24 protein-coding genes and 1 pseudogene are annotated in these 23543 nt (G+C 37.2%); 14 read left to right on the forward strand and 11 right to left on the reverse strand.

The features are described from left to right. The 7 genes and pseudogenes from glyA to ABZC96_RS00495 all read left to right on the forward strand — a co-directional run. Nucleotides 1–231: pseudogene (gene glyA, locus ABZC96_RS00465) on the forward strand (serine hydroxymethyltransferase); the annotation flags it as partial. A 147-nt stretch (nucleotides 232–378) separates the two neighbouring features. Next, nucleotides 379–873, forward strand: coding sequence for a DUF1882 domain-containing protein (locus ABZC96_RS00470; protein ID WP_373028292.1), 495 nt, complete (start codon nucleotides 379–381; stop codon nucleotides 871–873). Between the two features lie 66 nt (nucleotides 874–939). Continuing rightward, nucleotides 940–1905, forward strand: a complete 966-nt coding sequence (locus ABZC96_RS00475; protein WP_373028294.1) for an SPOR domain-containing protein — start codon at nucleotides 940–942, stop codon at nucleotides 1903–1905. A gap of 6 nt (nucleotides 1906–1911) precedes the next feature. After that, nucleotides 1912–3318: an anthranilate synthase component I family protein gene (locus ABZC96_RS00480; protein WP_373028295.1), complete on the forward strand. Its 1407-nt coding sequence runs from the start codon at nucleotides 1912–1914 to the stop codon at nucleotides 3316–3318. Nucleotides 3319–3320: 2 nt separating this feature from the next. Then, nucleotides 3321–4118, forward strand: a complete 798-nt coding sequence (locus ABZC96_RS00485; protein WP_373028296.1) for a shikimate dehydrogenase — start codon at nucleotides 3321–3323, stop codon at nucleotides 4116–4118. Nucleotides 4119–4188: 70 nt separating this feature from the next. Beyond that, nucleotides 4189–4842 (forward strand): response regulator transcription factor, encoded by a 654-nt coding sequence (locus tag ABZC96_RS00490; protein ID WP_373028297.1) that lies wholly within the window; start codon nucleotides 4189–4191, stop codon nucleotides 4840–4842. Beyond that, the gene (locus ABZC96_RS00495) at nucleotides 4839–6029 is read left to right on the forward strand and encodes an ArsS family sensor histidine kinase (RefSeq protein ID WP_373028299.1); all 1191 of its coding nucleotides are present in this window, start codon (nucleotides 4839–4841) and stop codon (nucleotides 6027–6029) included. Before ABZC96_RS00490 ends, ABZC96_RS00495 begins: the two co-directional genes overlap by 4 nt. 2 nt (nucleotides 6030–6031) lie before the next feature. Here the strand turns inward: ABZC96_RS00495 and ABZC96_RS00500 are convergent, their stop codons facing one another. Together ABZC96_RS00500 and cmoA are read right to left on the reverse strand one after the other, a co-directional pair. Further along, nucleotides 6032–7378 carry a class II 3-deoxy-7-phosphoheptulonate synthase gene (locus tag ABZC96_RS00500; protein WP_373028300.1) on the reverse strand — a complete coding sequence of 449 codons (1347 nt, stop codon included), beginning with the start codon at nucleotides 7376–7378 and terminating at the stop codon, nucleotides 6032–6034. Between the two features lie 118 nt (nucleotides 7379–7496). Next, nucleotides 7497–8204, reverse strand: a complete 708-nt coding sequence (cmoA, locus tag ABZC96_RS00505; protein ID WP_373028302.1) for a carboxy-S-adenosyl-L-methionine synthase CmoA — start codon at nucleotides 8202–8204, stop codon at nucleotides 7497–7499. A gap of 146 nt (nucleotides 8205–8350) precedes the next feature. Between cmoA and ABZC96_RS00510 the strand changes: the two genes are divergently transcribed. Next, nucleotides 8351–10195: a diguanylate cyclase domain-containing protein gene (locus ABZC96_RS00510; RefSeq protein ID WP_373028304.1), complete on the forward strand. Its 1845-nt coding sequence runs from the start codon at nucleotides 8351–8353 to the stop codon at nucleotides 10193–10195. An 11-nt stretch (nucleotides 10196–10206) separates the two neighbouring features. Here the strand turns inward: ABZC96_RS00510 and ABZC96_RS00515 are convergent, their stop codons facing one another. From ABZC96_RS00515 to ABZC96_RS00555, 9 genes are read right to left on the reverse strand one after another with little or no spacing between them, the layout of a single operon-like run. Further along, nucleotides 10207–11013 (reverse strand): bifunctional riboflavin kinase/FAD synthetase, encoded by an 807-nt coding sequence (locus ABZC96_RS00515; RefSeq protein ID WP_373028306.1) that lies wholly within the window; start codon nucleotides 11011–11013, stop codon nucleotides 10207–10209. Nucleotides 11014–11015: 2 nt separating this feature from the next. After that, entirely contained in the window at nucleotides 11016–11735 is a 720-nt protein-coding gene (locus tag ABZC96_RS00520) for a TlyA family RNA methyltransferase (protein WP_373028307.1), read from the reverse strand. Next, the gene (ligA, locus tag ABZC96_RS00525) at nucleotides 11732–13678 is read right to left on the reverse strand and encodes an NAD-dependent DNA ligase LigA (RefSeq protein ID WP_373028308.1); all 1947 of its coding nucleotides are present in this window, start codon (nucleotides 13676–13678) and stop codon (nucleotides 11732–11734) included. Before ligA ends, ABZC96_RS00520 begins: the two co-directional genes overlap by 4 nt. Beyond that, nucleotides 13675–14292 (reverse strand): vancomycin high temperature exclusion protein, encoded by a 618-nt coding sequence (locus ABZC96_RS00530; protein WP_373028310.1) that lies wholly within the window; start codon nucleotides 14290–14292, stop codon nucleotides 13675–13677. The genes ligA and ABZC96_RS00530 overlap by 4 nt, the downstream gene beginning before the upstream one ends. A 34-nt stretch (nucleotides 14293–14326) precedes the next feature. Continuing rightward, nucleotides 14327–15466, reverse strand: a complete 1140-nt coding sequence (gene folP / locus ABZC96_RS00535; protein ID WP_373028311.1) for a dihydropteroate synthase — start codon at nucleotides 15464–15466, stop codon at nucleotides 14327–14329. Nucleotides 15467–15494: 28 nt separating this feature from the next. Then, the gene (locus ABZC96_RS00540; protein ID WP_373028312.1) at nucleotides 15495–16109 is read right to left on the reverse strand and encodes a DNA polymerase III subunit delta'; all 615 of its coding nucleotides are present in this window, start codon (nucleotides 16107–16109) and stop codon (nucleotides 15495–15497) included. Beyond that, the gene (locus ABZC96_RS00545) at nucleotides 16106–16654 is read right to left on the reverse strand and encodes a HobA family DNA replication regulator (RefSeq protein ID WP_373028314.1); all 549 of its coding nucleotides are present in this window, start codon (nucleotides 16652–16654) and stop codon (nucleotides 16106–16108) included. The genes ABZC96_RS00540 and ABZC96_RS00545 overlap by 4 nt, the downstream gene beginning before the upstream one ends. Before the next feature lie 4 nt (nucleotides 16655–16658). Then, nucleotides 16659–17864: an aspartate kinase gene (locus ABZC96_RS00550; protein ID WP_373028316.1), complete on the reverse strand. Its 1206-nt coding sequence runs from the start codon at nucleotides 17862–17864 to the stop codon at nucleotides 16659–16661. Beyond that, nucleotides 17865–18338: an RNA pyrophosphohydrolase gene (locus tag ABZC96_RS00555; protein WP_373028317.1), complete on the reverse strand. Its 474-nt coding sequence runs from the start codon at nucleotides 18336–18338 to the stop codon at nucleotides 17865–17867. A gap of 246 nt (nucleotides 18339–18584) precedes the next feature. Between ABZC96_RS00555 and hemW the strand changes: the two genes are divergently transcribed. The 6 genes from hemW to ABZC96_RS00585 are packed head-to-tail and all read left to right on the forward strand — an operon-like array spanning nucleotide 18585 to nucleotide 23539. Then, nucleotides 18585–19640, forward strand: coding sequence for a radical SAM family heme chaperone HemW (gene hemW, locus ABZC96_RS00560; protein WP_373028318.1), 1056 nt, complete (start codon nucleotides 18585–18587; stop codon nucleotides 19638–19640). A 37-nt stretch (nucleotides 19641–19677) separates the two neighbouring features. Then, complete coding sequence (gene tatB, locus ABZC96_RS00565) at nucleotides 19678–20166, forward strand: Sec-independent protein translocase protein TatB (RefSeq protein ID WP_373028319.1); 489 nt, start codon at nucleotides 19678–19680, stop codon at nucleotides 20164–20166. After that, entirely contained in the window at nucleotides 20166–20957 is a 792-nt protein-coding gene (gene tatC, locus ABZC96_RS00570) for a twin-arginine translocase subunit TatC (RefSeq protein WP_373028320.1), read from the forward strand. The genes tatB and tatC overlap by 1 nt, the downstream gene beginning before the upstream one ends. Before the next feature lie 8 nt (nucleotides 20958–20965). Then, nucleotides 20966–22003, forward strand: coding sequence for a tRNA preQ1(34) S-adenosylmethionine ribosyltransferase-isomerase QueA (gene queA / locus ABZC96_RS00575; protein ID WP_373028321.1), 1038 nt, complete (start codon nucleotides 20966–20968; stop codon nucleotides 22001–22003). A 12-nt stretch (nucleotides 22004–22015) separates the two neighbouring features. Next, nucleotides 22016–22648 (forward strand): C40 family peptidase, encoded by a 633-nt coding sequence (locus ABZC96_RS00580; RefSeq protein WP_373028322.1) that lies wholly within the window; start codon nucleotides 22016–22018, stop codon nucleotides 22646–22648. Nucleotides 22649–22681: 33 nt separating this feature from the next. After that, complete coding sequence (locus ABZC96_RS00585; RefSeq protein WP_373028324.1) at nucleotides 22682–23539, forward strand: NlpC/P60 family protein; 858 nt, start codon at nucleotides 22682–22684, stop codon at nucleotides 23537–23539. The last annotated feature ends 4 nt before the right edge of the window (nucleotides 23540–23543 follow it).

The raw sequence follows: 23543 nt of genomic DNA on the forward strand, positions 1-23543 counted from the left end.
AAAAACACTGTCCCTGGTGAGACAAGAAGTCCATTTGTGACTTCAGGTGTACGTATCGGTTCTCCTGCACTTACAAGCAGAGGGATGAAAGAAAAAGAGTTTGAACTCATCGCAAACAAGATCGCTGATGTACTTGACAATGTCAATGATGCTGCACTTCATGCAACGATCAAAGAAGAGATGAAAGCACTGGCACAAGATTTTGTGATCTATGACAAACCAATTTATTAATTAGGACACTTTTTGAACAAAGTCCAAAAAGTTACGTTGCCCCTGGGACAACTTACGACTCGGTATTTAGTGCCTCGCTTGCACTGCAATTTAGTTGCTTGTCAGAAGTTGTCTCATGCGACTAGTCGTATTATTGGTATCAAATAGTTGAAAGTTTTAGATTTAGATCTTTTTGATGGCCATTATTACATCAAAAGAAACACGATTGTTGAACAAATACAGTTTAACAATCGTACCTTTTATGCCAAATTCGAACGTATAAATGAACCTCTTACACCTCTGTTGTTTGAGCAACACCAAAATAGACAATATAGTATCGCAGCACCCTTACTTAAAAACAATCATACCAACTATCTTCTCATTGAATATAAAGGTGATGAACATAAAAGATTTCAACATCTTGTCAAGCACCTCTTTAAAACACTCAATATCACTGACTATCATATCTATCAAGGTAAAGATATTGAACGATTACAGGTATTTATCAGAGTGGAACAACTTACCTTGGAAAAGGCAGATTCTCAACTTAAAACACTTTCAAACGCACTTAAAGAAAAAATGACTAAAAAGTGGAAATGTTTACCTTCAATTACATTGCCAGAAGCATACAATATCGTCACTCTTCCCTATAATAGACTCTAAAATTTAAATAATATATATAAATATGATATAATCGAATTCAAAATAATATTTGGAGACTTTCCCCTTATGCATGATCACAATCTTGATGACCTAATTATCGATAATATCGAACCTAAAAATAGTAAAACCAAAAGCTTTTTAACCATTATCGCATTATTCATTGTTGTATTGATCGTAGGTATTATCCTCACTAAGATTTTACTTAAAACACCAAATGTGAATGGGCTTGATTTTGAAGAAAATACTACAGAACTGATAGCTCCAGAGCTGCAGTTAAAAGAGACACCTAAAGCACAAAAAGAAAAAGTGGAATCATCTCTTTCAAACATCATCGAGAGTAAACCTGTGCTCATTGAAGAGCCAGCTGTGATGATCAAAAAAGAAAAAGCCATACCAGAAATAAAACTGCCAGAAGTACCTAACGCAGTGGAGACAAAAAAAGAACCAGTACTTTCAAACATACAAGACCAAGAAATTAATGCACCTGTTGTTGAAACACAAAAACCAGCCATTGTTCAAGAGCCATTGTCAACTATAAAAGAAAAAGAAGCAAAAGATGCAGCTGACATAGCATACTGGGAAGCAGTACAAGAGAAGAGAAAGGCTGATAATATAGCCAACGAATCAGTGATGCTTAAAGAAGAGAAAACAGAAGAAGTGATCAAAGAAGCTGTTCAAATTAAAGAACCAGTCATACCTAAAAAAGTAAAAACAGCTATAGTAAAAACACCTAAACCTGTGGTAATACCTATTAAAGAACCGGTTAAAAAACCTATAGCTACCAAACCTGCTCCTGAAGTAGTTTCTACAGCAAAATACTATGTACAAGTAGGTGCGTATAGAAAGAAACCAAGCTTACGTTTTATGTCGGTCATTCAAAATAATGGGTACAAATATATAATTACAAAACCTGATACAAACGGTATCAAAAGATTATTAATAGGTCCTTATAATAATAGAGCATCCGTTAATCGTGTTCTGATCGAGGTAAAAGATCGTATACATAAACGTGCTTTTGTAGTAAAAAGGTAGATAACAATGCATAAAACAATACTTTTTGATCAACTTACACCTGTTGCACTCTATGGAAAAATAAAAGAAGTTTTTCCAAATGAAGTCACCATGCTTTTTGAGAGTGTCGTAAATACCAGTGATGGTAACTTCTCTTTCATCACTATAGGTGCACAAGAACGCCTCAGTTATAAAGATAAGACAACCACCTATACCGATAAAACTGGTGACAAAAAAACGTTAGCGGAAGACCCTTTTACCTTTTTAAAGGCTTACTATAAGGGGATAGATCAAGCCGCTTATAAAGCTAAAGCTCTAGAGGTCGGCTTCTCTTTTGTAGATGGCTTTATAGGTTTTATCGCTTATGATATGGTAAAGGTATTTGAACCTGTACTTGAAGAGAGTATGGATAATCTTCTTGATCCACTCAACACACCAGACCTTGATCTCGTACGTCCTAAAATCATCATCGCATATTCACACAAGAGTGCAAAACTTACAATGATTTTAAATGATGATTCTATGAAAGAGGGAATTACAGCTATTGAAGATATTTTGAATAACACTTGTACCCCAATGCCACTTAAAGCTGTAAAATTAGAGGGAGAAGGTAGTTTCAGTATAGATGAAGAGCGTTTCAAAGCATTGGTCGTTGAATCCAAGGAGAATATACGTTCCGGAGATATTTTCCAAATACTCTTAGCCAACAGATACACACAAAAAGGGAAGATAGACCCATTAAGTTTTTACAGAATACTACGTTCTAAAAATCCTTCACCTTATCTTTTTTTACTTGACTACGAAGAGTTCTCTATCTGTGGTTCTTCACCAGAAGTCATGGTCCGTCTCACGGAAGGTGAAATACTTCTACGTCCTATCGCAGGTACACGAAAACGTGGAAAAAATGCTAAAAGAGATAAAGAACTCGAACAAGAAATGCTTGATGACCCTAAAGAGTGTGCTGAACACCTTATGCTTATAGACTTAGGTAGAAATGATGTCGGTCGTGTAGCACAGACAGGAACAGTGAAAGTCACCGATATGATGCGTGTAGAAAAATACTCTCATGTAATGCATATGGTATCTGATGTTGAAGCGATGCTAGAAGAAGATAAAGATATGTTTGACCTCTTTGCAGCTACCTTTACTGCAGGAACTATGACAGGTGCGCCTAAAATAGAAGCAATGAAGCTCATAGCAAAGTATGAAGGTCTTAAACGTGGTTTCTACTCTGGTTCTGTGGGCTACTTCTCTTTTGACGGGAACATGGATTCAGCTATCGCTATACGTACTTCACTCATAAAACCAGACAGTATTACTCTACAGGCAGGTGCAGGTGTTGTTGCAGACTCACAACCAGAGTTAGAATACCTTGAAGTGAAAAACAAACTAGGTGCTCTACTCTCTACATTGAAAGAAATGGAGACACTTTAAAGATGAGCAAAGTACTCTTTGCTATCTTTGGGAATCCTGTCTCTCACTCCAAATCTCCATTGATGCATAATCTCGCTTTTCAGGGATTAGGCTTTGATGGATGTTATACGCGTTATCTCCTTGAAGATGGGTATAAACTCAAAGAGACATTCTTTTCACTCGGGTTAAAAGGTATCAACATCACCGTACCCCATAAAGAGTATGCCTATGATGCCTGTGATGTATTAGATCCTTTTGCACAAAAAGTGGGTGCAGTCAATACTATCGTTGAAAAAGAAGGAAAACTCTATGGGTACAATACAGATGCACCAGGGTTTTTAAAGGCCATCTCAGAATTTGAAAATATCAAAACTGTACTTTTTTTGGGTGCTGGGGGCACAGCAAAATCTACATCTATTATTCTTAAAGAGGCAGGGTATGATGTGACTATCCTGAATCGGAGTGCTGGCAGGTTAACATACTTTAAAGAGAATGGATTTCAAACATATACTTTTGATAGTTTCATCCCCCAGACCTATGACCTTATCATCAATATGACGTCAGCAGGACTTGAAGATGATTCTCTTCCTTGTCCTTCCCAGATACTAGAACAGGTCATACCTACAGCAAAGGCATGTGTAGATGTCATCTATGGAAAAGAGACACCTTTTTTAAAACTTGCAAAAACATATAAAAAACCGACAAAAGATGGGAGTGACATGCTCCTCTATCAAGGTATCATCGCTTTTGAGTATTTTACAGGATATGCTTTTACCTTCAATGAGATCAAGAGGCACATGAGCAAAGCATTTATACTATAACACTCTATTTGACTTCAATTAACCTTTAGTCATTAAAATGAGGAAATACAGATAAACTATGAGGTAATAGATGATTAATATATTAATGATTGAAGATGATACTGAATTTGCAGAACTTCTCTCTGAGTATCTTGCACAATATGATATCAAAGTGACTAACTTTGAAGACCCTTATCTTGGACTCAGTGCAGGGGTTAAAAAATATGACTTACTCATACTGGATCTTACGCTTCCGGGTATGGATGGACTGGAAGTCTGTAAAGAGGTTGTAGAAAAATACGATATCCCTATCATTATCTCTTCAGCACGCTCAGACATCAATGATAAAGTAGAAGGTTTTGCATTAGGTGCAGATGACTATTTGCCTAAGCCTTATGATCCAAAAGAGATGTATGCACGTATCACTTCACTCCTTAGACGTTACTCCAAGTCTACCAGCAGTGAGATAACAGCGCCACAAAGTGATTTTGAGATTAAAGGAGACACCATCTACTTTAAAGGAGAAGCACTCACATTAACACCTGCTGAATTTGAAGTACTCTCCTTACTTGTCAAACATCAAGGCATAACACAATCACGTGAACAGATTATCAATACTTCTGGTGCCATGAGCATTGATTCACAAGGGAAAAGCCTAGATGTTATCATCTCAAAAATACGTACAAAACTAGGTGACAATAAACGTATACAGGCTGTGCGCGGCGTAGGCTACAAACTCGTATGATCATCACATCATTGCGTAGTAAAATAAGAGTTGTTTTTTCTATTACACTGCTTTTACTGGGTGCATTATTTATATTTTCCATCAAATATGATCATGCAATGATCGAAGAGAGAAACATTGCACAAGAACAAGCTATTTCACATTATCTCTACGCATACTATTTAAAACATGGAAAGATAGATGAAGCATACCTTGAAGCACAAAATGTTTCGCTTATCACTGATAAAGGAACCGTCGTACAGATCGAACGTTTTTTTAAAGAAAAAGGTAAACTTAAACGTTACGCTGTAGATACTTTCCGTTTAAAGCGTATTATCATCATCAACAATGATAGATTTAAACTCATACTTGAAAATAAAAATAAAGTACCCTTTCCACTGAAGCGCGCACTTATATTCTCTACAGTATTTCTTCTCATTGTCCTTTTATATTTATGGATCATGAAAAGTTTCAGACCACTCTCCACACTCAAAAGCCAAATACAAACTTTCTCGAAAGGTAACCTGGATATAGAGTGTAAAAGTGACAAAGAAGATGAGATCGCAGAAGTCGCAAATGAATTTGATCATGCTGTAACGATGATACGTGAACTCTTACATTCTCGTCAACTCTTTTTACGTGCAATTATGCATGAACTTAAAACACCCATAGCCAAAGGACGTCTTGTAAGTGAAATGCTTGAAGATGAGAAAAATAAAGCACGTATGCACAGTATCTTTGAAAGACTCAATCTTCTCATAGATGAGTTTGCAAAGATCGAGAAGATAACCTCTAAAAACTTTGATCTGACCATTAAGCCTTACAAAATGAGTGACCTGCTAGAAGCCAGTGAAGATATGCTTATGATAGAAAATCCAAAGCGTTTTATCACAACAAGAATTGAACAAGATTATAGTATAGATGTAGATTTTGAACTCTTTACTCTAGTGGTTAAAAATCTGCTTGATAATGCCATAAAGTACAGTACAGATAAACAAATTACAGTGATCATAGATGACAATAAACTGAAGATCATTAACAAAGGGGAAGCATTAAAAGAGCCATTAGAGCATTACTTCAAACCTTTCCATACCTCTAAACAAGGTTTAGGTTTAGGACTCTATATTGTAAAAAGTATTTTAGATATTCATCACATGGAGTTAGAGTACCGACATGAAGATGGAGAAAACATCTTCACGGTAGTCTAAAATTATTCAGGATCGTTATCTGCACCTGAAAGCATAAATGCTAGTTCCAATGCCTGGGAAGCATTTAATCTTGGATCACATTGTGTATGGTATCTACTTGCAAGTTCCTCTGCAGTAATGGCACAAGATGTACTACCTGTACATTCAGTGACATCATTCCCTGTCATCTCTAAGTGAATACCCGCAGCAACAGTTCCCATCTCCTTATGTATCGCAACAAACTGCTCTACCTCAGAAAGGATGTTGTCAAAATCTCTGGTTTTAAATCCAGTTGAACTCTTTTCAACATTTCCATGCATAGGATCACAAGACCATACAACATTTCTTCCTTCATCTCTCACACGCTTCAAGAGTTTAGGGAAATACTCTCTAATTTTATCTGCACCCATACGAACGATAAGGTTTAGTCTCCCCTCTTCATTGTTAGGATTCAATGCATCGATCAGCTCTATAAGCTCATCTTCTTCCATACTTGGCCCAACTTTACAACCAATTGGGTTTTGAATTCCTCTAAAGTATTCAATATGCGCTTCATTAAGATCTCTTGTTCTGTCACCTATCCATAACATGTGTGCTGAACAATCATACCACTCACCTGTCTCACTGTCTTGTCTGGTCAATGCTTCTTCGTAGTTTAGAAGTAAAGCTTCATGTGATGTATAAAGTGTTGTCTGATGTAGTTGTGGCATCGTATCACTGTTTAATCCACATGCCGCCATAAATTTCATTGCATGATCAATTTTAGTACTTAGCTCATCATAACGTTTTCCAAGTGGATTGTCTTTGATAAAGTCAAGGTTCCACTGGTGTACTTTGGTAAGATCTGCCAACCCACCTCTTGAAAATGCACGTAAAAGGTTAAGTGTCGCAGCAGACTGATTATAGGCTTTGAGCATATTTTTAGGGTTAGGTACTCTTGCTGCTTCAGTAAACTCAATACCATTGATAATGTCACCACGGTAACTTGGCAGACTTACACCATCGATCTCTTCAAAATCAGAAGATCTAGGTTTTGCAAATTGTCCAGCAATTCGACCTACTTTTACCACCGGTTTACCTGTACCGTACATTAAAACCATATTCATCTGAAGCATCAGCTTAAAAAGGTTTTTAATATTTTTTGCATTAAAGTCAGAAAAGCTTTCTGCACAGTCTCCACCTTGAAGTAAAAATGCCTCACCTCTCCCTGCACGTGCAAGTTTTGCTTTCAATGCTCTTGCTTCACCTGCAAAAATAAGTGGCGGATATGAACTTAATTCTTCTTCTACTTTTTTAAGAAGCTCTTGGTCTTGATATGTTGGTTGTTGCTTTATAGGGAAATTTCTCCAACTACTAGGTGTCCAACTCATGATATGTCCTTAAAAATAAATTGGGTGATTATAGCTAAAAAAAATGAAAAAAAGGAATGAGGTTATTCACAGGTGTGAAAGAGAGGTGAATAACTCATCATAATAATTAAAATAAGCTTTACTTTTTCACTATAAAAGTCACAAAATTTGCCCACTGAAATACAGTTTCTATACTCTTAAATCCTGCATCTTTGCACATCTGTATATTTTCTTTTATTGTGAAAGGAATGAGTACATTTTCTAATGCTTCCCGCTTTTGCGCTATCTCATATTCACTGTAGCCCTGTTCTTTTTTATACTCATAATAGATATCTATGAGCTCTTTATCAAGTTTCTTATCTTCAAAGACCACTTTCTCAGAGAAAATGAAAATTCCATCCTCTTTTAACCCCTCATAAAGCTTCTTCACAAGCTCTACTCGTTGCATAGGGCGAATGAACTGTAGCGTATAGTTTGCCACGATGACATCTTCTTCGTTATAGGCATAGGTCAACATATCTGCCAATTCCAACTCTATACTTGCACCAAATGCCTGACATTTTTGCTCTGCCCTGTCTAACATTGCTTGAGAATTATCAAGACCTTTAAGCTGCATTTTTACATCCATTTTACTGTGTAGATCCAGCAAGAACTTTGCAGTGGAAGAACCAAGGTCAAGTACTTTTTTTTCCTCTTCCTGTTCTGCAAGTATCAAAGAGATGATTAACTTCCGAACCTCATCATAAAAAGGCACCGAACGGCTTAACATATCATCGAAAACAGAAGCGACTGCTTCATCAAATTCAAATTTTTTTTCTATGGGCTTATTAAACACTTTGTCTTGCATTATTTTTTCTTTACATTTTATTTTTATCATTATATTCAAAGAGTATTCTAAATCAGTTGAAGCGTTAAAATTGCTTCTCTCAAGTTTTTTCATGAAAGTCAAAGCTTTTTCTATTAGAATACAAATAAGGGATTAGAATTATAAATATGGAAAAATTAACTATACTTATTGTAGATGATGATAAAACAACTACATCAATACTTAACCATATGTTATATACATATACAGATAACATCCTTACTGCATCTGATGGTGTAGAAGGGCTTGAGCTTTTTCAAACATATCATCCAGATATCATCCTTTCTGATATCAACATGCCGCGTATGAATGGTCTGGAAATGGTTGAGCAGATAAGAAAAATAGACGAAAATGTAAAGATAGCCATCTTTACAGATTTTGAAAGACGTGATATACTTATCAAGGCTATTGAGCTAGGTGTCAATCAATTTCTTTCCAAACCATTTGCATCTAAAAGTTTTTCAAAAACCATACAGCAACTTTATAATGAAGTGGTAGAGAAAAGACGTATCAATCAAGAAGTTGAAAGACAGAAAAACATACTTCATTCCATCAATAAAATGTCTCATAGTTTTTTACAACAATCCGACTGGATGGAAGCTCTACAACAAGAAATGAACAATCTTAAAAAAGCTTCTAAAATGTCATCTATATTCATATACCAAAATGAATCAGATAACGATAAGCTCTCAGCACATCAACTTTTATATATCAACGATAATACTGATGCAAAGGGTAAAAAACGTATACATTACCGTAAACACTATTTTATGCGATGGAAAAATAAATTAGAAAAAAACTTACCTATTAATGGCAGCAGAGCTGATTATGATAAGTCAAAAAAGAAGCTCCTGGATCTGTTTAAAATAAATTCCCTACTTATATTACCTATCTTTGTAAAAAATGAATGGTGGGGTTTTCTTGGTATTGGAGATGAACACGAGGAAACATTAACCTCTACAAATGTTGAAATGCTCGGTACTGCAGCATCCATCATTGGTTCTGCTATCAATAACAGAAACAACCTTAAGTCGCTTGAAATGTCGTCTGCCGTCTCTGAGCATACTATGGATGGTGTTTTGATTACAGATAATAACAACAATATCTTACATGTCAATGATGCATTTATTGATATTACAGGATATACAAAAGAATCTGTTATAGGTAAAGATCCCAAGATTCTAAAATCTGGTCAACATGATAAACACTTTTATCAAAAGATCTGGGATCAATTGTCCATGGATGGATATTGGCAGGGAGAGATTACCAATCGTAAAAAAAATGGTGAAATCTACATCGAATGGTTAAGCATTAATACGATCAAAAATGCTCAAGGTCAGATAGAGAATTTTATCGGTATCTTTTCCGATGTAACACACCAGAGAAAGGATGCACATAACCAAGCTTATTTAGCCACCCATGATCCACTTACAGGTCTTTCAAACAGACTCTTATTCAATGACAGATTAGAGCATGCGATTAATCATTCTGAAAGGTTCAATAAATGTATCAGTCTCATATTTTGTGACTTGGACAATTTTAAACCGATCAATGATACCTATGGACATGCAGTGGGTGATGAGATACTTAAAAGCGTGGCTCATTCTCTCAAAGAGATTTTAAGAAAAGATGATACAGTTTGTCGTTTCGGTGGGGATGAATTTGTCATACTTCTTGAAGATCTACATAGTTTTGAATATCTTGACGAAATTTTACATAGAATCAATGCGCTTACCCATAAACCTTGTATCATTGACGGGAAAACTATCCCCATTGGTATGAGTATAGGTGCTTCGATTTATCCAGATGACGGTGTAACGCAAGAAGAGTTGATAAAATCTGCAGATTCCGCAATGTACAGAGCAAAAAACAGTGGTAAAAATCGTATAGAGTATTCTCAATCGGATCTCGATCTATATTGTCTAAAAAAATACAAAAGTATAGGTGATTCAGATATTCATTATTCTATTTAACTTTCTGAGCATTATGTCAATAACTTTTTTGCTATACCAATATCATCATGAATTTGTTTTTTTAAGGCATCTAAACTATCAAACTTTTGATTGATACGTATAAAGTCTACAAATTCTAACGCTATCTCTCCGTTTATTTCACCGATCTCTTTATCGAAGATATGTGTCTCTACTGCATAAGAGTCATCTGTTGTGACACGGTGTCCTAAAAAGCTCACTGAATTTAGCCATTGACCATCAATGAATGTACGTGTAGCATAAACACCTTCTAATGGAAGTTGATACTCTTTTACATTTAAATTGATCGTAGGGACCAACTCTTTTTTACCCAATCCTTGCCCTTGTACCACTTGGCCTTGTATATAGTGGGTTCTGCCCAAAAGTTTATTTACCAGTTCTATTTTACCCTTACGCAAATATTCTTTGATGGTACGTGAATGAACAGGTATCTCATCAAGGCTTACCTGCTCAATGATAACTATCTCTTTATCACATAAAGTGTTGAGTATCTGGGCATTTCCTGCTTTATTTTTACCAAAATGAAAATCATAACCCACAACGATCGTTTCAAGTGCAGGAAAATCAACTTCAAGTTTATGCACAAATGCTTCAGGTGTGAGCGATTTTATCTTATCAAAATGGTAAAAACAACATACTTTAGAGGTAAAGAGTGACCGTTTATACCCAGGTGTAAGATACCCGCCATTTCTTTCTATGATCACCAATGCATCTGCTTTATCTATAAGGGTTTGATGCCCTAGATGTATACCGTCGAATGAACCTATGGCAATACTCTTTATCTCATTGCTGAACCGCAAGGCTATTTCTCCATCTTTATAAAATGATAAAGATACTCTTGATTGCCCTCTTTACCCTGGACTTGCGATAGTGCCTGATATTTGAGTGACCATTCTAACTTTTCAGCTTCTGATTCAAACTCCTCTTTACGTCTGGCTATTGCATCTAGATCCTGTACCACGCCTCTGCTGTCACGTTTCACATCTTTACCAACTTCAAACTGAGGCTTGTAAAGTATGATGATGTCTGTGCCGTTTTGGCTAAGTCTGTCTATATCGTTTGTGATCTGGAGTATAGATATGAAGGAAACATCGCAAGTAACCACTTCAAAAGCATCATTACTTTGAAACTCACGTATATCTGTCTCTTCATACAGTGAAAGTTTTTCATGATTACGCAATGAAACATGTAATTGATCTTTTCCTACATCCACACAGGATAATGTTGCCACATTATTTTCAAGTATTATCTGTGCAAATCCACCCGTACTGGAACCTATGTCTAACGCTTTTTTTCCTTTAAGTTCTATAGGGTGCTCATTCAAAAAATTCTCTAATTTTCGTGCAGCACGGCTTACATAAAACTTCTCATCTTCCACATCAACAGAAGAGTTCTCATCTATCTTTGCTGAAGCTTTAGCCACTTTTCCATCCACTTTTACTTTACCGGCCTTAATTGCATCATTTGCACGATTACGACTTTCAAAGTAACCCTCTTCTACCAAGTATTTATCCAGTCTCATAACATCTTCCTCATCTCATCTTCCGTCAGTGTTTTCACCCCAAGACTCTCAGCCTTGGTCAACTTAGATCCGGCATCTTCACCATATACAACATAATCTGTCTTTTTACTCACAGAACCACTGACCTTGGCACCAAGTTTTTCAAGCATATCTTTGACTATACCCCGGCTTACAGACATACTGCCTGTCAATACCACAGTTTTATCTTTAAAAGGATTTTCGATTGCTTCAACTTTCTCTTCTACTGTAGGTTGAACCACCTCAAACAGTTTTAAGACGAACTCACGATTGACACGCATAAATTCCAGCAAGGAGTTTGCCATCTCTTCACCTATACCATCTAGGGCTACCACATCCTCAAATGTAGCATCAACAAGGCCTAAGCCAAACTCTAAAGCCAATGCCTTGCTGGCCACTTCTCCTATGTGTTCTATACCCATCGCAGAGATCAGTCTATAAAGAGGGACACCTTTTGTGTCATCGATAGCATCAAGAAGGTTTTGTATACGCTTCGCTTTGAAACCTTCCATCCCTTCTAAATCTTCAAATTTCAAATGATAAAGTCCTAAAATATCTTCTATTTTATGCTCTTTCACCAGTATCTCAACGATCTTGGATCCAAGTCCATCTATGTTCATACACCCTTTTTTAGCAAAGTGGATGATGGAGTTTACTACCCTATCCGGACAATCGAGGTTTTGGCACTTTATCAGTGTCCCTTCATCCAGTAATTCACTTTTACACGTAGGACACTCTGTTGGACGTTTGATAATAACTTCTGAACCATCTCGTCTATCATCTAATACTTTAGTGATCTTAGGAATAACATCTCCAGAACGTATAAGTATGACACTATCACCTATCATCAAAGCTTTTCGCTCTATCTCATCAAAATTATGAAGTGTTGCACGACTTATAATTGCACCATCTACTTCTACAGGCTCTACCTCTGCTACAGGGGTAATGACACCCGTTCTTCCTACCTGCAAAGTAATGTCATTGACCTTGGTCACCTTCTCTACTGCAGGGAACTTATAGGCACACATCCATTTGGGTACTTTGACCGTATATCCGAGATCTTCCTGTTTACTGACCTCATCTACTTTGATTACCATACCATCCATCATCATAGGGATCTCATCGCGCTTAGAGATAAGATCTTGATAAAAAGCTTCTATCTCTTCAATGCTGTGACACTCTTGGACATGAGGAGGTTCTAAAAATCCTAACTCATATACAAAGTCCATCTTTTGTGAAAGTTTTGACTGGGTTAAGCTGTTTTCACCTAAACCCCAAGGATAAAATACCAACCTCCGTTTTGCTGTCACAGAGGAATCTAACTGTCTAAGACTTCCAGCTGCAGCATTTCTAGGGTTTGCAAACACTTGTTCACCCTCTTCCAATCTCTCTTTGTTAATAATTGCAAAATCATCTTTACGGATCACCACCTCACCACGTATCTCTATCTGATTCTCATAGTCGATACTGAGAGGTACAGAACGTATGGTACGTACATTGTCTGTTACCTCTTCACCTACAACACCATCACCACGTGTGATGGCACGGACCAATTTTCCATTTTCATACAGTAGGTTCATACTTGCACCGTCAAACTTAGGCTCACAGAAGTAAACACATTCACCTACATTTTTGACTGTTCTGTCCAACCACTCTTGTACCTCATCTCTGTTAAACACATCTTCCATACTCCACATACGTTTAATATGTTTTGCCTTGGAAAACTCATCACGTACCACACCACCTACACGCTTCGTAGGAGAGTCTTCAGCCACTTGAACAGGGTTTTCTGTTTCGTAGTCTAATACTTCATGGTAAAGCCTGTCATACTCTTCATCTGTAGCGATAGGATTATCTTCAACATAGTAAGCATATGCCCATTTTTTGAGGATATTGATTTTTTCTTGGTATTGTTCGTTTGTCATTTTTTATAGTTTACTTTCTCTTTTTTTCCATCAAACTTCGGAGTCGTCTGTAAGATATACACATCTAAAAAAGCTTTCGCTCTGGCCAAATACTCTCTGGCTTTCATCCTATATGCAGCCTTTGTACCAGGGATATCTTTTGCCATAAATCCTATGACTTTTTGTCCTTTGGATTTTGCGATGAACAACGCTCTTTCAAGATGAAATTTCTGAGAGACGATTATATAGTCTTTTAGGTCAAAAATCGCTTCAGCTCTCACCACAGAATCAAGTGTTCTTACGCCCAAAGGGTCTAGAGTGATATAGCGATTTGGGATACCTGCTTTCATAAGATCTTTTTGCATCTTGCTTGTCTCATTATAATACTTTGTACTGTTGTCCCCAGAAACCACAATGGCTTTCACTTTCCCCGCTTTAAACAGTTCCACTGCTGCACGAATACGATATGTATAAAAGTAGTTTTTCCCACCACCTACCATATATTTGGCTGTACCTAGCACTAAAGCGGCTTTTTTTTCTGGTATTTTTGTGCTGCTCTGATAAAGATCTGACTCTGCCTGTTTTGAGATGTACATATCTATACCTACAAGGCCCAACACTATGACCAATGCCATCACAAAAATCCATTTTATTATGCGTATCAAGATCTTACAGTATCGCTTTCAAAACAGTTAAAGCCTGTTGATGCTCAACCACATCATGACAACGTACGATTGAAGCCCCATTTTCAACAGCTTTTAAATGGATAGCCAAAGTCCCTGGTAAGCGTTCTTCTGGAGTAGAAGCAATCAATTTATCTATCATCGATTTTCTACTTGCACCCACCAGCACTTCACAGCCAAATACTTTAAAATGTACCATGTTCTTGATCAGTGTCAGATTATGTTCCAGAGTTTTACCAAAGCCTATACCCACATCTAAGATGATCTTTTCTCTACCAAGTCCTAAGGATTCACATTTGGCAATACGTGCTTCAAAAAAATCACTAACCTCAACCATCACATCATCATACTGAGGATCTTTTTGCATGGTTTTAGGGGTACCCTGCATATGCATAATACAAAGCTTGGTATCATACTTCACTGCAAGTTTTATGATATCTTCATTGCTTGCCCCTGTAATATCATTGATGAGACTGAATCCACTGTTGAGTGCATACTCTACAACATTTGGGGTATAACTGTCTATAGAAAAAGTCGCTTTTTCATACAGCTTTTCAGACTTGATGATGTCACAAATAGACTTTATACGTTCTAACTCTTCTTCTGCACTCACTTCATCCGCACCAGGACGAGATGACACAGCACCAATGTCGATGATACCTGCACCATTCTCTATCATACTGTTGATCTGTTTGATGGCATCTTCTGCCTGAAATCTGCTTCCGGAAAAAAAACTGTCATCATTCGCATTGATCACACCCATGATCTGTGTAGGATAAGTTTTAGTAGAAAGAAATTTCTTCAGCTCTGCAGCAACTGTTTTAAGTCCAAAGGGTTGTGCCAACTCTTTTTTAGAGAGGAGTTCCATATGTTTTCTCGTCCCTATAAGAATACAGTCATAGATAGGTTTTTCACAAAGTATCACGCCACCAGGTACAGCAAGTTCTGCACCTATACTGAGAGCATCCTGTTTGAGTATATTTGCTGCGGGTGTTTTAAGGTCTTTGATGAAGAAGTAGAGTAGTTCCATCTTCTTTGCCATGATACTCACACCACCACTCTCTACATCGAGTGCTTTAAGGGCTGCTTTTTTATCTGTTATCTGTCCAAGTTGATATAGTTTCATAGCGCCCCCTATAGATTGATAATATATTCTACCGTTTTTTTCGGGCCAAAAGTTTCAAAAGCAGTGTATTGAGTACAAATTGAGGTGGTGACCCAACATCCAACGCAATATAAGTATTTGAAAAAAGTGTTAAGATATTTTCATCCAAGTTGTAGACTTGTGAATGTATAGCCGCTTTACTGATTCGTTCAACGAGCTCTTTCATTGCTTTTGCATCAGTTCGTTTATGGGTTTGTACAAAGTCATACACTGCAGCCAAAGAGAGTTGACTTAGATCCAGATCCAGCCTCTCTTCTTCTTTCTCCTGAGACAGTACTATAATAGGTAAACGTGAACGGATCGTATCCAGGATCGTAGCTTTACTAGGCGTAATCAGAATAAACTCTTTCTTAGGTGGGGGTTCTTCTATCACTTTTAAAAGTTTATTTTGTACTACTGGAGAGAATGTTTTAGCTGCAATAATGATAACAGTGGTCTCTTCACTCGCCATGTAAGCTTTTTCTATAGCCAGCTTCGCATCTTCTACTAAAAAAGTATCTTCTTTTATGATTTTTACAAAACGTTCATTTTGCTGCAGTTCTTCAAGCTGGATCACCGTGTCATCTATATCGCTGCTGATGATCACTTGGCTAACTAGTCTCATGATTCTAAATCTAAATCCCCGAAAAGTGCTGCTGAGAGTGTGTTGTCAAAAAGCTTGAAGAGCTGTAAAAGTTTAATATCCAACAGGGTGTCAGAACTACGGAATACAAAACTGTCTTGCACCTCTTCGTCCATGACCCATAAAAAACTGTTCTCATTTCTGTATGCAAGTTTTGTGAAAGGATGGTCACCTTTACCGATATACCAAATATAATATCCGTTCGGATAAGAGATATCCAACATATCTTCAAGAAGTTGCAGGTCTTGTGTAGATTTCATCGCATGTAGATGCGGAAAACAGCTTGATAAAGCGTAAAAAGGAAGAAGGGGTCTGTTTTTTTTCAAATCATTGATATTGTTTAAAATATATTTAGCAAACCACTCGTGAGATTCATCAGTAAGAATAAGAGCTGTTTTCCCTTCAATACTCTGAGAAACAGCACTTTTAGCTAAAGGTGCCCACTCATAACGATACTCCTCCATCCATGAAAAAGAGGACTCTTCTTCACGTATGGTCTCAAGTGTCCACTTTAAAAGCTGCTGCATTACTCTACTTATCTAATTCAAAGGCTTCATGAAGCGCACGGATAGCAAGCTCGCCATACTTCTCATCTATCACCATAGAGACCTTTATCTCCGAAGTAGATATCATCTGTATGTTAATGTTATTTTCAGCAAGTACAGTAAATGCTGTAGCAGCCACACCTGAGTGAGATTTCATACCTACACCCACAACAGATACTTTACATACATGCTCGTCAAAATCCATACCCTGAATATCATGGTCAAAACTTGCCATCAGTTTTTTGGCATTTTCATGCTCACTTTGCGGTACAGTAAATCCAAGGTTTGTTGAACCATCAGTACCCATATTCTGAATGATCATATCTACATTAATGTTCTCTTTTGCCAACATTGTAAAAATCTCTGCTGCGATCCCTGGTCTATCTGAAACACCTCTAAGTGTAACTCTTGCTTGGTTTTTGTCAAGAACAACACCACTTACTAATACTTCTTCCATACTATTGCTTTCCTTTGTGATAAGTGTACCTTCATTATCGCTAAAACTACTTTTAGCGTATAGTTTTACATTAAGTTTTTTTGCCAATTCTACTGAACGGTTCTGTAATACCTTCGCACCCAGTGACGAAAGCTCTAACATCTCATCATAAGAGATAGTGTCAAGCTTTTTTGCATTGGGTTCGATGCGTGGATCTGTTGTATAGATACCATCTACATCAGAATAGATCTCACACTGATCAGCCTTCAATGCTCCAGCCAATGCAACTGCAGAAAGGTCTGAACCACCACGTCCGAGTGTTGTGACTGAACCATCTTTATTGATACCCTGAAAACCTGCTACAACAACGATTTTACCTTCACCTATAGCTTCATGCATTGCAGTGGGATCGATAGCCTCTATACGTGCATACGTATGTGTGTCATCTGTTACAATACCCGCTTGACGTCCTGTCATTGCTATTGCAGCATATCCTTTTGACTGTAATGCTATAGAGAGTAGTGCTGCCGTCACACGTTCACCTGAACTAAGCAACATATCCATCTCTTTTTTTGCAGGGTTTTTGTCAAAATGTTCTGCGTAACTTATCAGTTTATTGGTTTCTCCACTCATTGCAGAGACAACAACTACAATGTCATTACCGGCATCTTTTGCTTTTGCTACACGATTGGCTACATTTTCGATACGATCGAGATCTCCAACACTTGTACCACCATATTTATGTACAACTAACATCTATATCAAACCTTCTTCTATAAAATAATCAATCACTCTACGATACACTTTACGTTTAAAGTAGGTCACCTTTTTAAATAACTCTTCATACTCTACAAACTCATACTCTTCAAATTCAGGAATGTCATATGCCTGTAAATTGATGGTTGCACTCTCTTTCAGGCGTACCAGAAAATATTTCTGTGTCTGTCCGTCAAAAGGGTATGTTTTACCTCGTGATGTTTTCGGGAAGTCATAAGAGATCCACTCTGGAAATTCTCCTATTACTTCTACATGATCACAGCCTATCTCTTCCAACAATTCCCGCTTCAAAGCTTCTCTTGGTGTTTCACCTTCATCGATGCCCCCTTGAGGGAATTGCCACGCATTTCTGATATCACTTCGATGTGCTACAAAAAATTCACACTTATCTGGATATCTAGAAGAGAGTATCACAGCTGCAACATTTGGCCTATAGGTCTTTTTCTTTTGCATACTTTTACTCATTTCGCTATTTAATTAAATAGGACGCAACAAAGCTAAAATTCTTATATCACGCTAGTACTGTGCTTCCTTTAAAAAGGAAGCTATAGAGACTGGTCTCTTTTGATAATCAGTACTAAATTGTATTTTTACTCTAGATCTACTAAAGTTTATCTATACATTCCTAATTTTCTGATATTATTCTATCTAAAATGCGGTTACAAACATTTGAAAAGATTCAAAAAGTGAGAAAACTATTTGCTAATTTATCTTCATATCCCCTACTGTGATTCTAAGTGTCACTACTGTAGTTTTAATACCTATGTCGACAAATTTGAAACCCAATCCAAGTATATGGATGCCCTTTATCAACAACTTTCTTTTGAACTGCAACGTTTTAATGCAAAACCGAAAAGTGTAGAAACACTTTTTATAGGTGGAGGTACACCTTCGACCGTATTTCCAGAACTCTATGCCCCAATTTTTGAACTCCTTAATCCTTATCTGAAGAAAAATGCAGAGATCACAACAGAAGCAAACCCGAACTCTGCAACCAAAGAATGGCTGGAGGGTATGAAAAACCTTGGGGTCAATCGTGTCAGTTTTGGGGTACAGAGTTTTAATGCTCAAAAGCTAAAAGCACTGAACCGGGCACACAATCCACAACAGGCTAAAGATGCCATACTTTATGCCAAAGAACTTGGATTTGAGCATCTCTCTTTAGATTTGATATACAACTACCAAGGTGACACAAAAGCACTGCTTTTAACTGACATAAAAGAGGCATTTTCTCTTCCTATAGACCATATATCCGCCTATGAACTCACTATAGAGGGCGGTACGAAATTTTCAACTACTCCGGAGGTAAGGCAGGAAGATGAGAACCTTGCTTTTTTTGTAGCCCATGAGATAGAAAAACGAGGCTTTAAAGCGTATGAGATTTCAAATTTCGGTACTTACCAAAGTAAACATAACAAAGGCTACTGGGAACTTAAAAACTACATAGGTGCCGGTGCTGGAGCAGTGGGATTTTTGAAAGACAAACGTTATTATCCTCAAACAAATATCGAAGCCTATGTCGCAAACCCGCTTCATATCAATGAAGAATCCTTAACCTTAGACGAGCTACTGACAGAAAAAATCTTTTTAGGTTTACGCAGTTCTCTAGGTATTGAAAAATCCCTTCTCTCAGAGAAGATGATAGAAAAAGCAAATCTCCTTTGTGAAAAAAAGAAACTTCTTTGTGATGCAACACATTACTATAATAATAATTTCTTCTTGAGTGATGAACTCGCACTCTACATTTTAGGATAATTTGATAAAATACAACAATTAAACTACAAGGCACACTATGTTTGGCATTGGCTTTACCGAGTTACTTATAATTTCTATTGTTGCTATACTCTTTTTAGGGCCTGATAAGTTACCTTCAGCGATGATAGAGATGGCTAAATTCATCAAAAGTGTAAAAAAGACTGTAGGTGAAGCAAAAAGTTCTCTTGAAGAAGAAATGAAGATCGCAGACCTCAAAGAGGAAGCGCTCAGTTACAAAAAACAACTTGATGATGCGACAAGCGAACTTAAAAATTTTAAAAATATAGACTTTGATGATTTTGATGATCTTACCTATGATGATGAAGTCTCAACAGAGTCTCCTAAAGCGATCGCGAAGGCTTCTCAAACAAATGAGCCTGAAATAACAAAAGAGACATCAGAAGACAGAGTTGTTGCCACACAAGTTGAAGCACAAAATGACACTGTGACATTTAAAAAACCAAAAAAGAAAAAGAAAAAAGAAGCGACTGATGAAACTACTGACAGCCCGAAAGATAATGCATAATGTTTAGTGAACTTAGACCCCATCTAGTTGAACTACGAAAAAGACTTGGACTCTCTGTACTCTCAGTATTTATCGCATTTATTATTGCTTTTGTATTTCATGAAGCCATATTAGAGTGGGTCACAGCACCGCTCAATGAGGCCCTTGATCAAGTTGCACACATTTCAAAAAAGGCTGCTGACGGTATGGTAACGACACACCAGGTTGGTGGTGCATTTTTTGTAGCACTTAAAGTTTCATTTTTTGCGGGACTGTTAGGAGCACTGCCATTTATTCTCTATCAACTCTGGCTTTTTGTTGCACCTGGTTTGTACAGTAATGAGAAAAAAATGGTACTTCCATTTGTCATCGGAGGTTCAGTAATGTTCCTTGTCGGTGTCATGTTTGCCTACTATGTAGTGACTCCATTTGGATTTCAATTCCTCATTACCTTTGGTTCTTTTCTCTATACTCCGCTGATCAACATAGAAGACTATGTTGGCTTTTTTACAAAAATCATGATGGGCTTTGGTATCGCATTTGAACTTCCTGTCTTTGCCTACTTTTTAGCCCTTCTTGGTCTTGTAACGGACAAAACACTCAAAGACTTTTTTAAGTATGCCGTACTTATCATCTTTGTAGTTGCTGCACTGCTTACACCACCTGATGTACTCACACAGCTTCTTATGGCTGCACCACTTGTACTCTTGTATGGTGTATCTATCCTAATCGTACGTGTGGTGAATCCCCATATAGAAGATGAGGATGAAGAAACAGATGAAGAGAGCGAAAACTCTCAAAATGATATATAACCAGTTACATGAAGGAAGAGCTGCTTACTAAAAATTATGACTATGAACTCCCCGAAGGGTTCATCGCAACAACGCCCGTTCACCCCAGAGACCATGCAAAACTTCTGGTTTATGACAGAAAAACAGATACCGTTACCCATACCACATTTCAACACTTACTGGATTTTTTACCAAAAGAGTGTGATGTATTTCTTAACGATACACGTGTCATAAAAGCACGTATTTTTGGTCATAAAAAGTCTGTGAACAATCAAGGTGGAGGAAAAGTAGAACTTCTTTTTAACAAACCGCTGGATGCACACCATTATCTTGTACTCATCCGAGGTAAGGTCAAGATAGGGACAGAACTTTTATTTGATGATGAGCTTGTAGCTACAGTGACTGGATTTAACGATGACGGTTCACGTATCGTCACTTTTACACATCATGGCAAAGCGATACGCTTTGAAGAATTGGTCCTGGTTCTAGATGACATTGGTCATATACCTTTACCGCCATATATGCAAAGAGAAGACAATCAAGAAGATGAGACAGACTATCAAACACTCTTTGCCAAAAATGCAGGCGCTGTTGCTGCACCAACAGCTTCATTGCATTTTACTCCTGAACTTTTCGCTGCATTAGAACAAAGACATCGGACCCATAAAGTGACACTTCATGTAGGAGCAGGGACCTTTAAGCCAGTGGAAGCTGAAGAGATATTGGACCATCCTATGCACTCAGAGTATTTTTATATCCCTAAAACTTCAGCAAAAGTATTGGACAGCGATACACCTATATTAGCCATAGGAACAACAGTTACAAGAACTATTGAGTATTATGTACGGACAAAAAAAACACAAGGTGAGTGTGACCTCTTCTTAAACCCTTTAAACCCACCTCAAAGAGTCACCTATCTACTCACCAATTTCCATTTACCTAAAAGCACACTTATCATGCTTGTCTCTTCTTTTATAGGAAGGGAAAAAACGTTAGACTTATATAAAGAGGCCATAGAGAATAAATATAGGTTTTTTTCCTATGGAGATGCAATGCTAATACTCTAGAAAGGTGTATCTATGACATATATGTGGAAATATATTTTACTACTTATATCACTTCTGTTTCTTTTGAGTGGCTGTGCACAGAAAAAGCCATATATCTATCCAAATTATGAAATCATCAAACCTGAAAAAACCTGTAATCCGAACAGAAAAAACATTCAAGACCTATTAGACTCTTATCTCGGTAAACCTTACGTCTGGGCAGAAGAAGGTCCTCATGCATTTGACTGTTCAGGGCTTGTATATAATATTTATGGATCTATGGGTATGGACGTGCCTCGTGTAGCAAGAGAGCAGGCAAAGATGGGTAAACATGTTGGTTTCAAAGATTTACACTATGGTGATCTTATCTTCTTTGGCTCAACAAACAAAAGAAGTAAATATATCAACCATGTAGGTATTTATCTTGGAGAGGGATGGTTTGCACATGCCAGTAGTAAAGATAGAAAAGTTACCATTAGTCACTTTGAAAAAGAGCCTGTATACGTCAAACGGATGAAAGTATGTAAACGCTATTTAAGTGAAGATGAACGTGCAAAATATATGAATTGTGATGTACCCTTGCAAGAGATGGAAATTACAAGCTCACGCTATACTACACCATGGCAGCCAGGGATGAAACTGCCTAAAAAAGCTGTACCGAGCTAAAAAGAAAATTCAAATGCATCTAACTATAATATTATGAGAAAAATCACCTATCTCTCCTTAGCCCTTCCACTGTTATTAGTATTGAGCGCATGCAAACCTGACCCTCATCCTAAAAATCCCAATTATGCAATTAAAAAACCTTTGGTAAAGTATGAACCTAACAAGAAAAATCTTGACAGAATGGTAAAAGAACTTCAAGGACGTCCTTATGTTTGGGCAGAAGAAGGACCAAATCAGTTTGACTGCTCTGGATTTACTTATTATCTGTACGGAAGTATGGGGATAGAGATACCTCGTGTTGCCAGAGAACAAGCAAAAAAGGGAGATGAGATCAAGATGCATGAGTTAGTCTATGGTGATCTTATCTTCTTTGATACAGACAAAAATCCCAAAGGAAAGATCACCCATGTAGGTATGTATCTTGGTAACGGTTGGTTTACACATGCAAGTACTACCGAATTGGAGATTGTCTATTCTAACCTCAATACTTCACCTTATTATAAAAAAAGATTACGTATCTGTCGAAGATATTTACCTGAACCAAAAGCAAGGATCGTAATGGATGATGTAAAGCCATGGAAAACAAAAGAAGCTGTAAAAGCCAAAGTTTCTTCACCTTCAGCAGTTACTGTGCCTAAGGTCACGCAAAAGCATGTCTTAGGTAACTTTTATGTACAAGTAGGTTCCTTCTCCGGAAAACCCCAAGATGCCTTACTTAAAAAGATCACAAGAGCAGGATATCACTATAAACTCATTGAGTTTCGCATCAATGGTAAACAAATCTCTAAACTTCTCATAGGACCCTACAGAAAAAGATCAGATGCAGTCGAACTTTTAGCAAATATTAAAGACCAGATACAAAAAGACGCCTTTATCGCAGAGATTCGTTAATCAT

It is taken from the genome of Sulfurovum sp., assembly GCF_041551015.1.
Lineage (GTDB): Bacteria > Campylobacterota > Campylobacteria > Campylobacterales > Sulfurovaceae > Sulfurovum.

Bases quoted from the DNA above. Each gene is read 5' to 3' on its own strand.
- ABZC96_RS00550 (WP_373028316.1), bottom strand. From the start codon at position 17,864: ATGTTAGTTGTACATAAATATGGTGGTACAAGTGTTGGAGATCTCGAT.
- cmoA (WP_373028302.1), bottom strand. From the start codon at position 8,204: ATGCAAGACAAAGTGTTTAATAAGCCCATAGAAAAAAAATTTGAATTT.
- ABZC96_RS00545 (WP_373028314.1), bottom strand. From the start codon at position 16,654: ATGCAGCAGCTTTTAAAGTGGACACTTGAGACCATACGTGAAGAAGAG.
- ABZC96_RS00510 (WP_373028304.1), top strand. From the start codon at position 8,351: ATGGAAAAATTAACTATACTTATTGTAGATGATGATAAAACAACTACA.
- ABZC96_RS00495 (WP_373028299.1), top strand. From the start codon at position 4,839: ATGATCATCACATCATTGCGTAGTAAAATAAGAGTTGTTTTTTCTATT.
- ABZC96_RS00580 (WP_373028322.1), top strand. From the start codon at position 22,016: ATGACATATATGTGGAAATATATTTTACTACTTATATCACTTCTGTTT.
- ABZC96_RS00585 (WP_373028324.1), top strand. From the start codon at position 22,682: ATGAGAAAAATCACCTATCTCTCCTTAGCCCTTCCACTGTTATTAGTA.
- ABZC96_RS00475 (WP_373028294.1), top strand. From the start codon at position 940: ATGCATGATCACAATCTTGATGACCTAATTATCGATAATATCGAACCT.
- tatB (WP_373028319.1), top strand. From the start codon at position 19,678: ATGTTTGGCATTGGCTTTACCGAGTTACTTATAATTTCTATTGTTGCT.
- ABZC96_RS00480 (WP_373028295.1), top strand. From the start codon at position 1,912: ATGCATAAAACAATACTTTTTGATCAACTTACACCTGTTGCACTCTAT.
- ABZC96_RS00490 (WP_373028297.1), top strand. From the start codon at position 4,189: ATGATTAATATATTAATGATTGAAGATGATACTGAATTTGCAGAACTT.
- queA (WP_373028321.1), top strand. From the start codon at position 20,966: ATGAAGGAAGAGCTGCTTACTAAAAATTATGACTATGAACTCCCCGAA.
- ABZC96_RS00500 (WP_373028300.1), bottom strand. From the start codon at position 7,378: ATGAGTTGGACACCTAGTAGTTGGAGAAATTTCCCTATAAAGCAACAA.
- ABZC96_RS00485 (WP_373028296.1), top strand. From the start codon at position 3,321: ATGAGCAAAGTACTCTTTGCTATCTTTGGGAATCCTGTCTCTCACTCC.
- tatC (WP_373028320.1), top strand. From the start codon at position 20,166: ATGTTTAGTGAACTTAGACCCCATCTAGTTGAACTACGAAAAAGACTT.
- ligA (WP_373028308.1), bottom strand. From the start codon at position 13,678: ATGACAAACGAACAATACCAAGAAAAAATCAATATCCTCAAAAAATGG.
- ABZC96_RS00530 (WP_373028310.1), bottom strand. From the start codon at position 14,292: ATGGCATTGGTCATAGTGTTGGGCCTTGTAGGTATAGATATGTACATC.
- ABZC96_RS00540 (WP_373028312.1), bottom strand. From the start codon at position 16,109: ATGAGACTAGTTAGCCAAGTGATCATCAGCAGCGATATAGATGACACG.
- ABZC96_RS00555 (WP_373028317.1), bottom strand. From the start codon at position 18,338: ATGCAAAAGAAAAAGACCTATAGGCCAAATGTTGCAGCTGTGATACTC.
- ABZC96_RS00520 (WP_373028307.1), bottom strand. From the start codon at position 11,735: ATGAGACTGGATAAATACTTGGTAGAAGAGGGTTACTTTGAAAGTCGT.
- folP (WP_373028311.1), bottom strand. From the start codon at position 15,466: ATGAAACTATATCAACTTGGACAGATAACAGATAAAAAAGCAGCCCTT.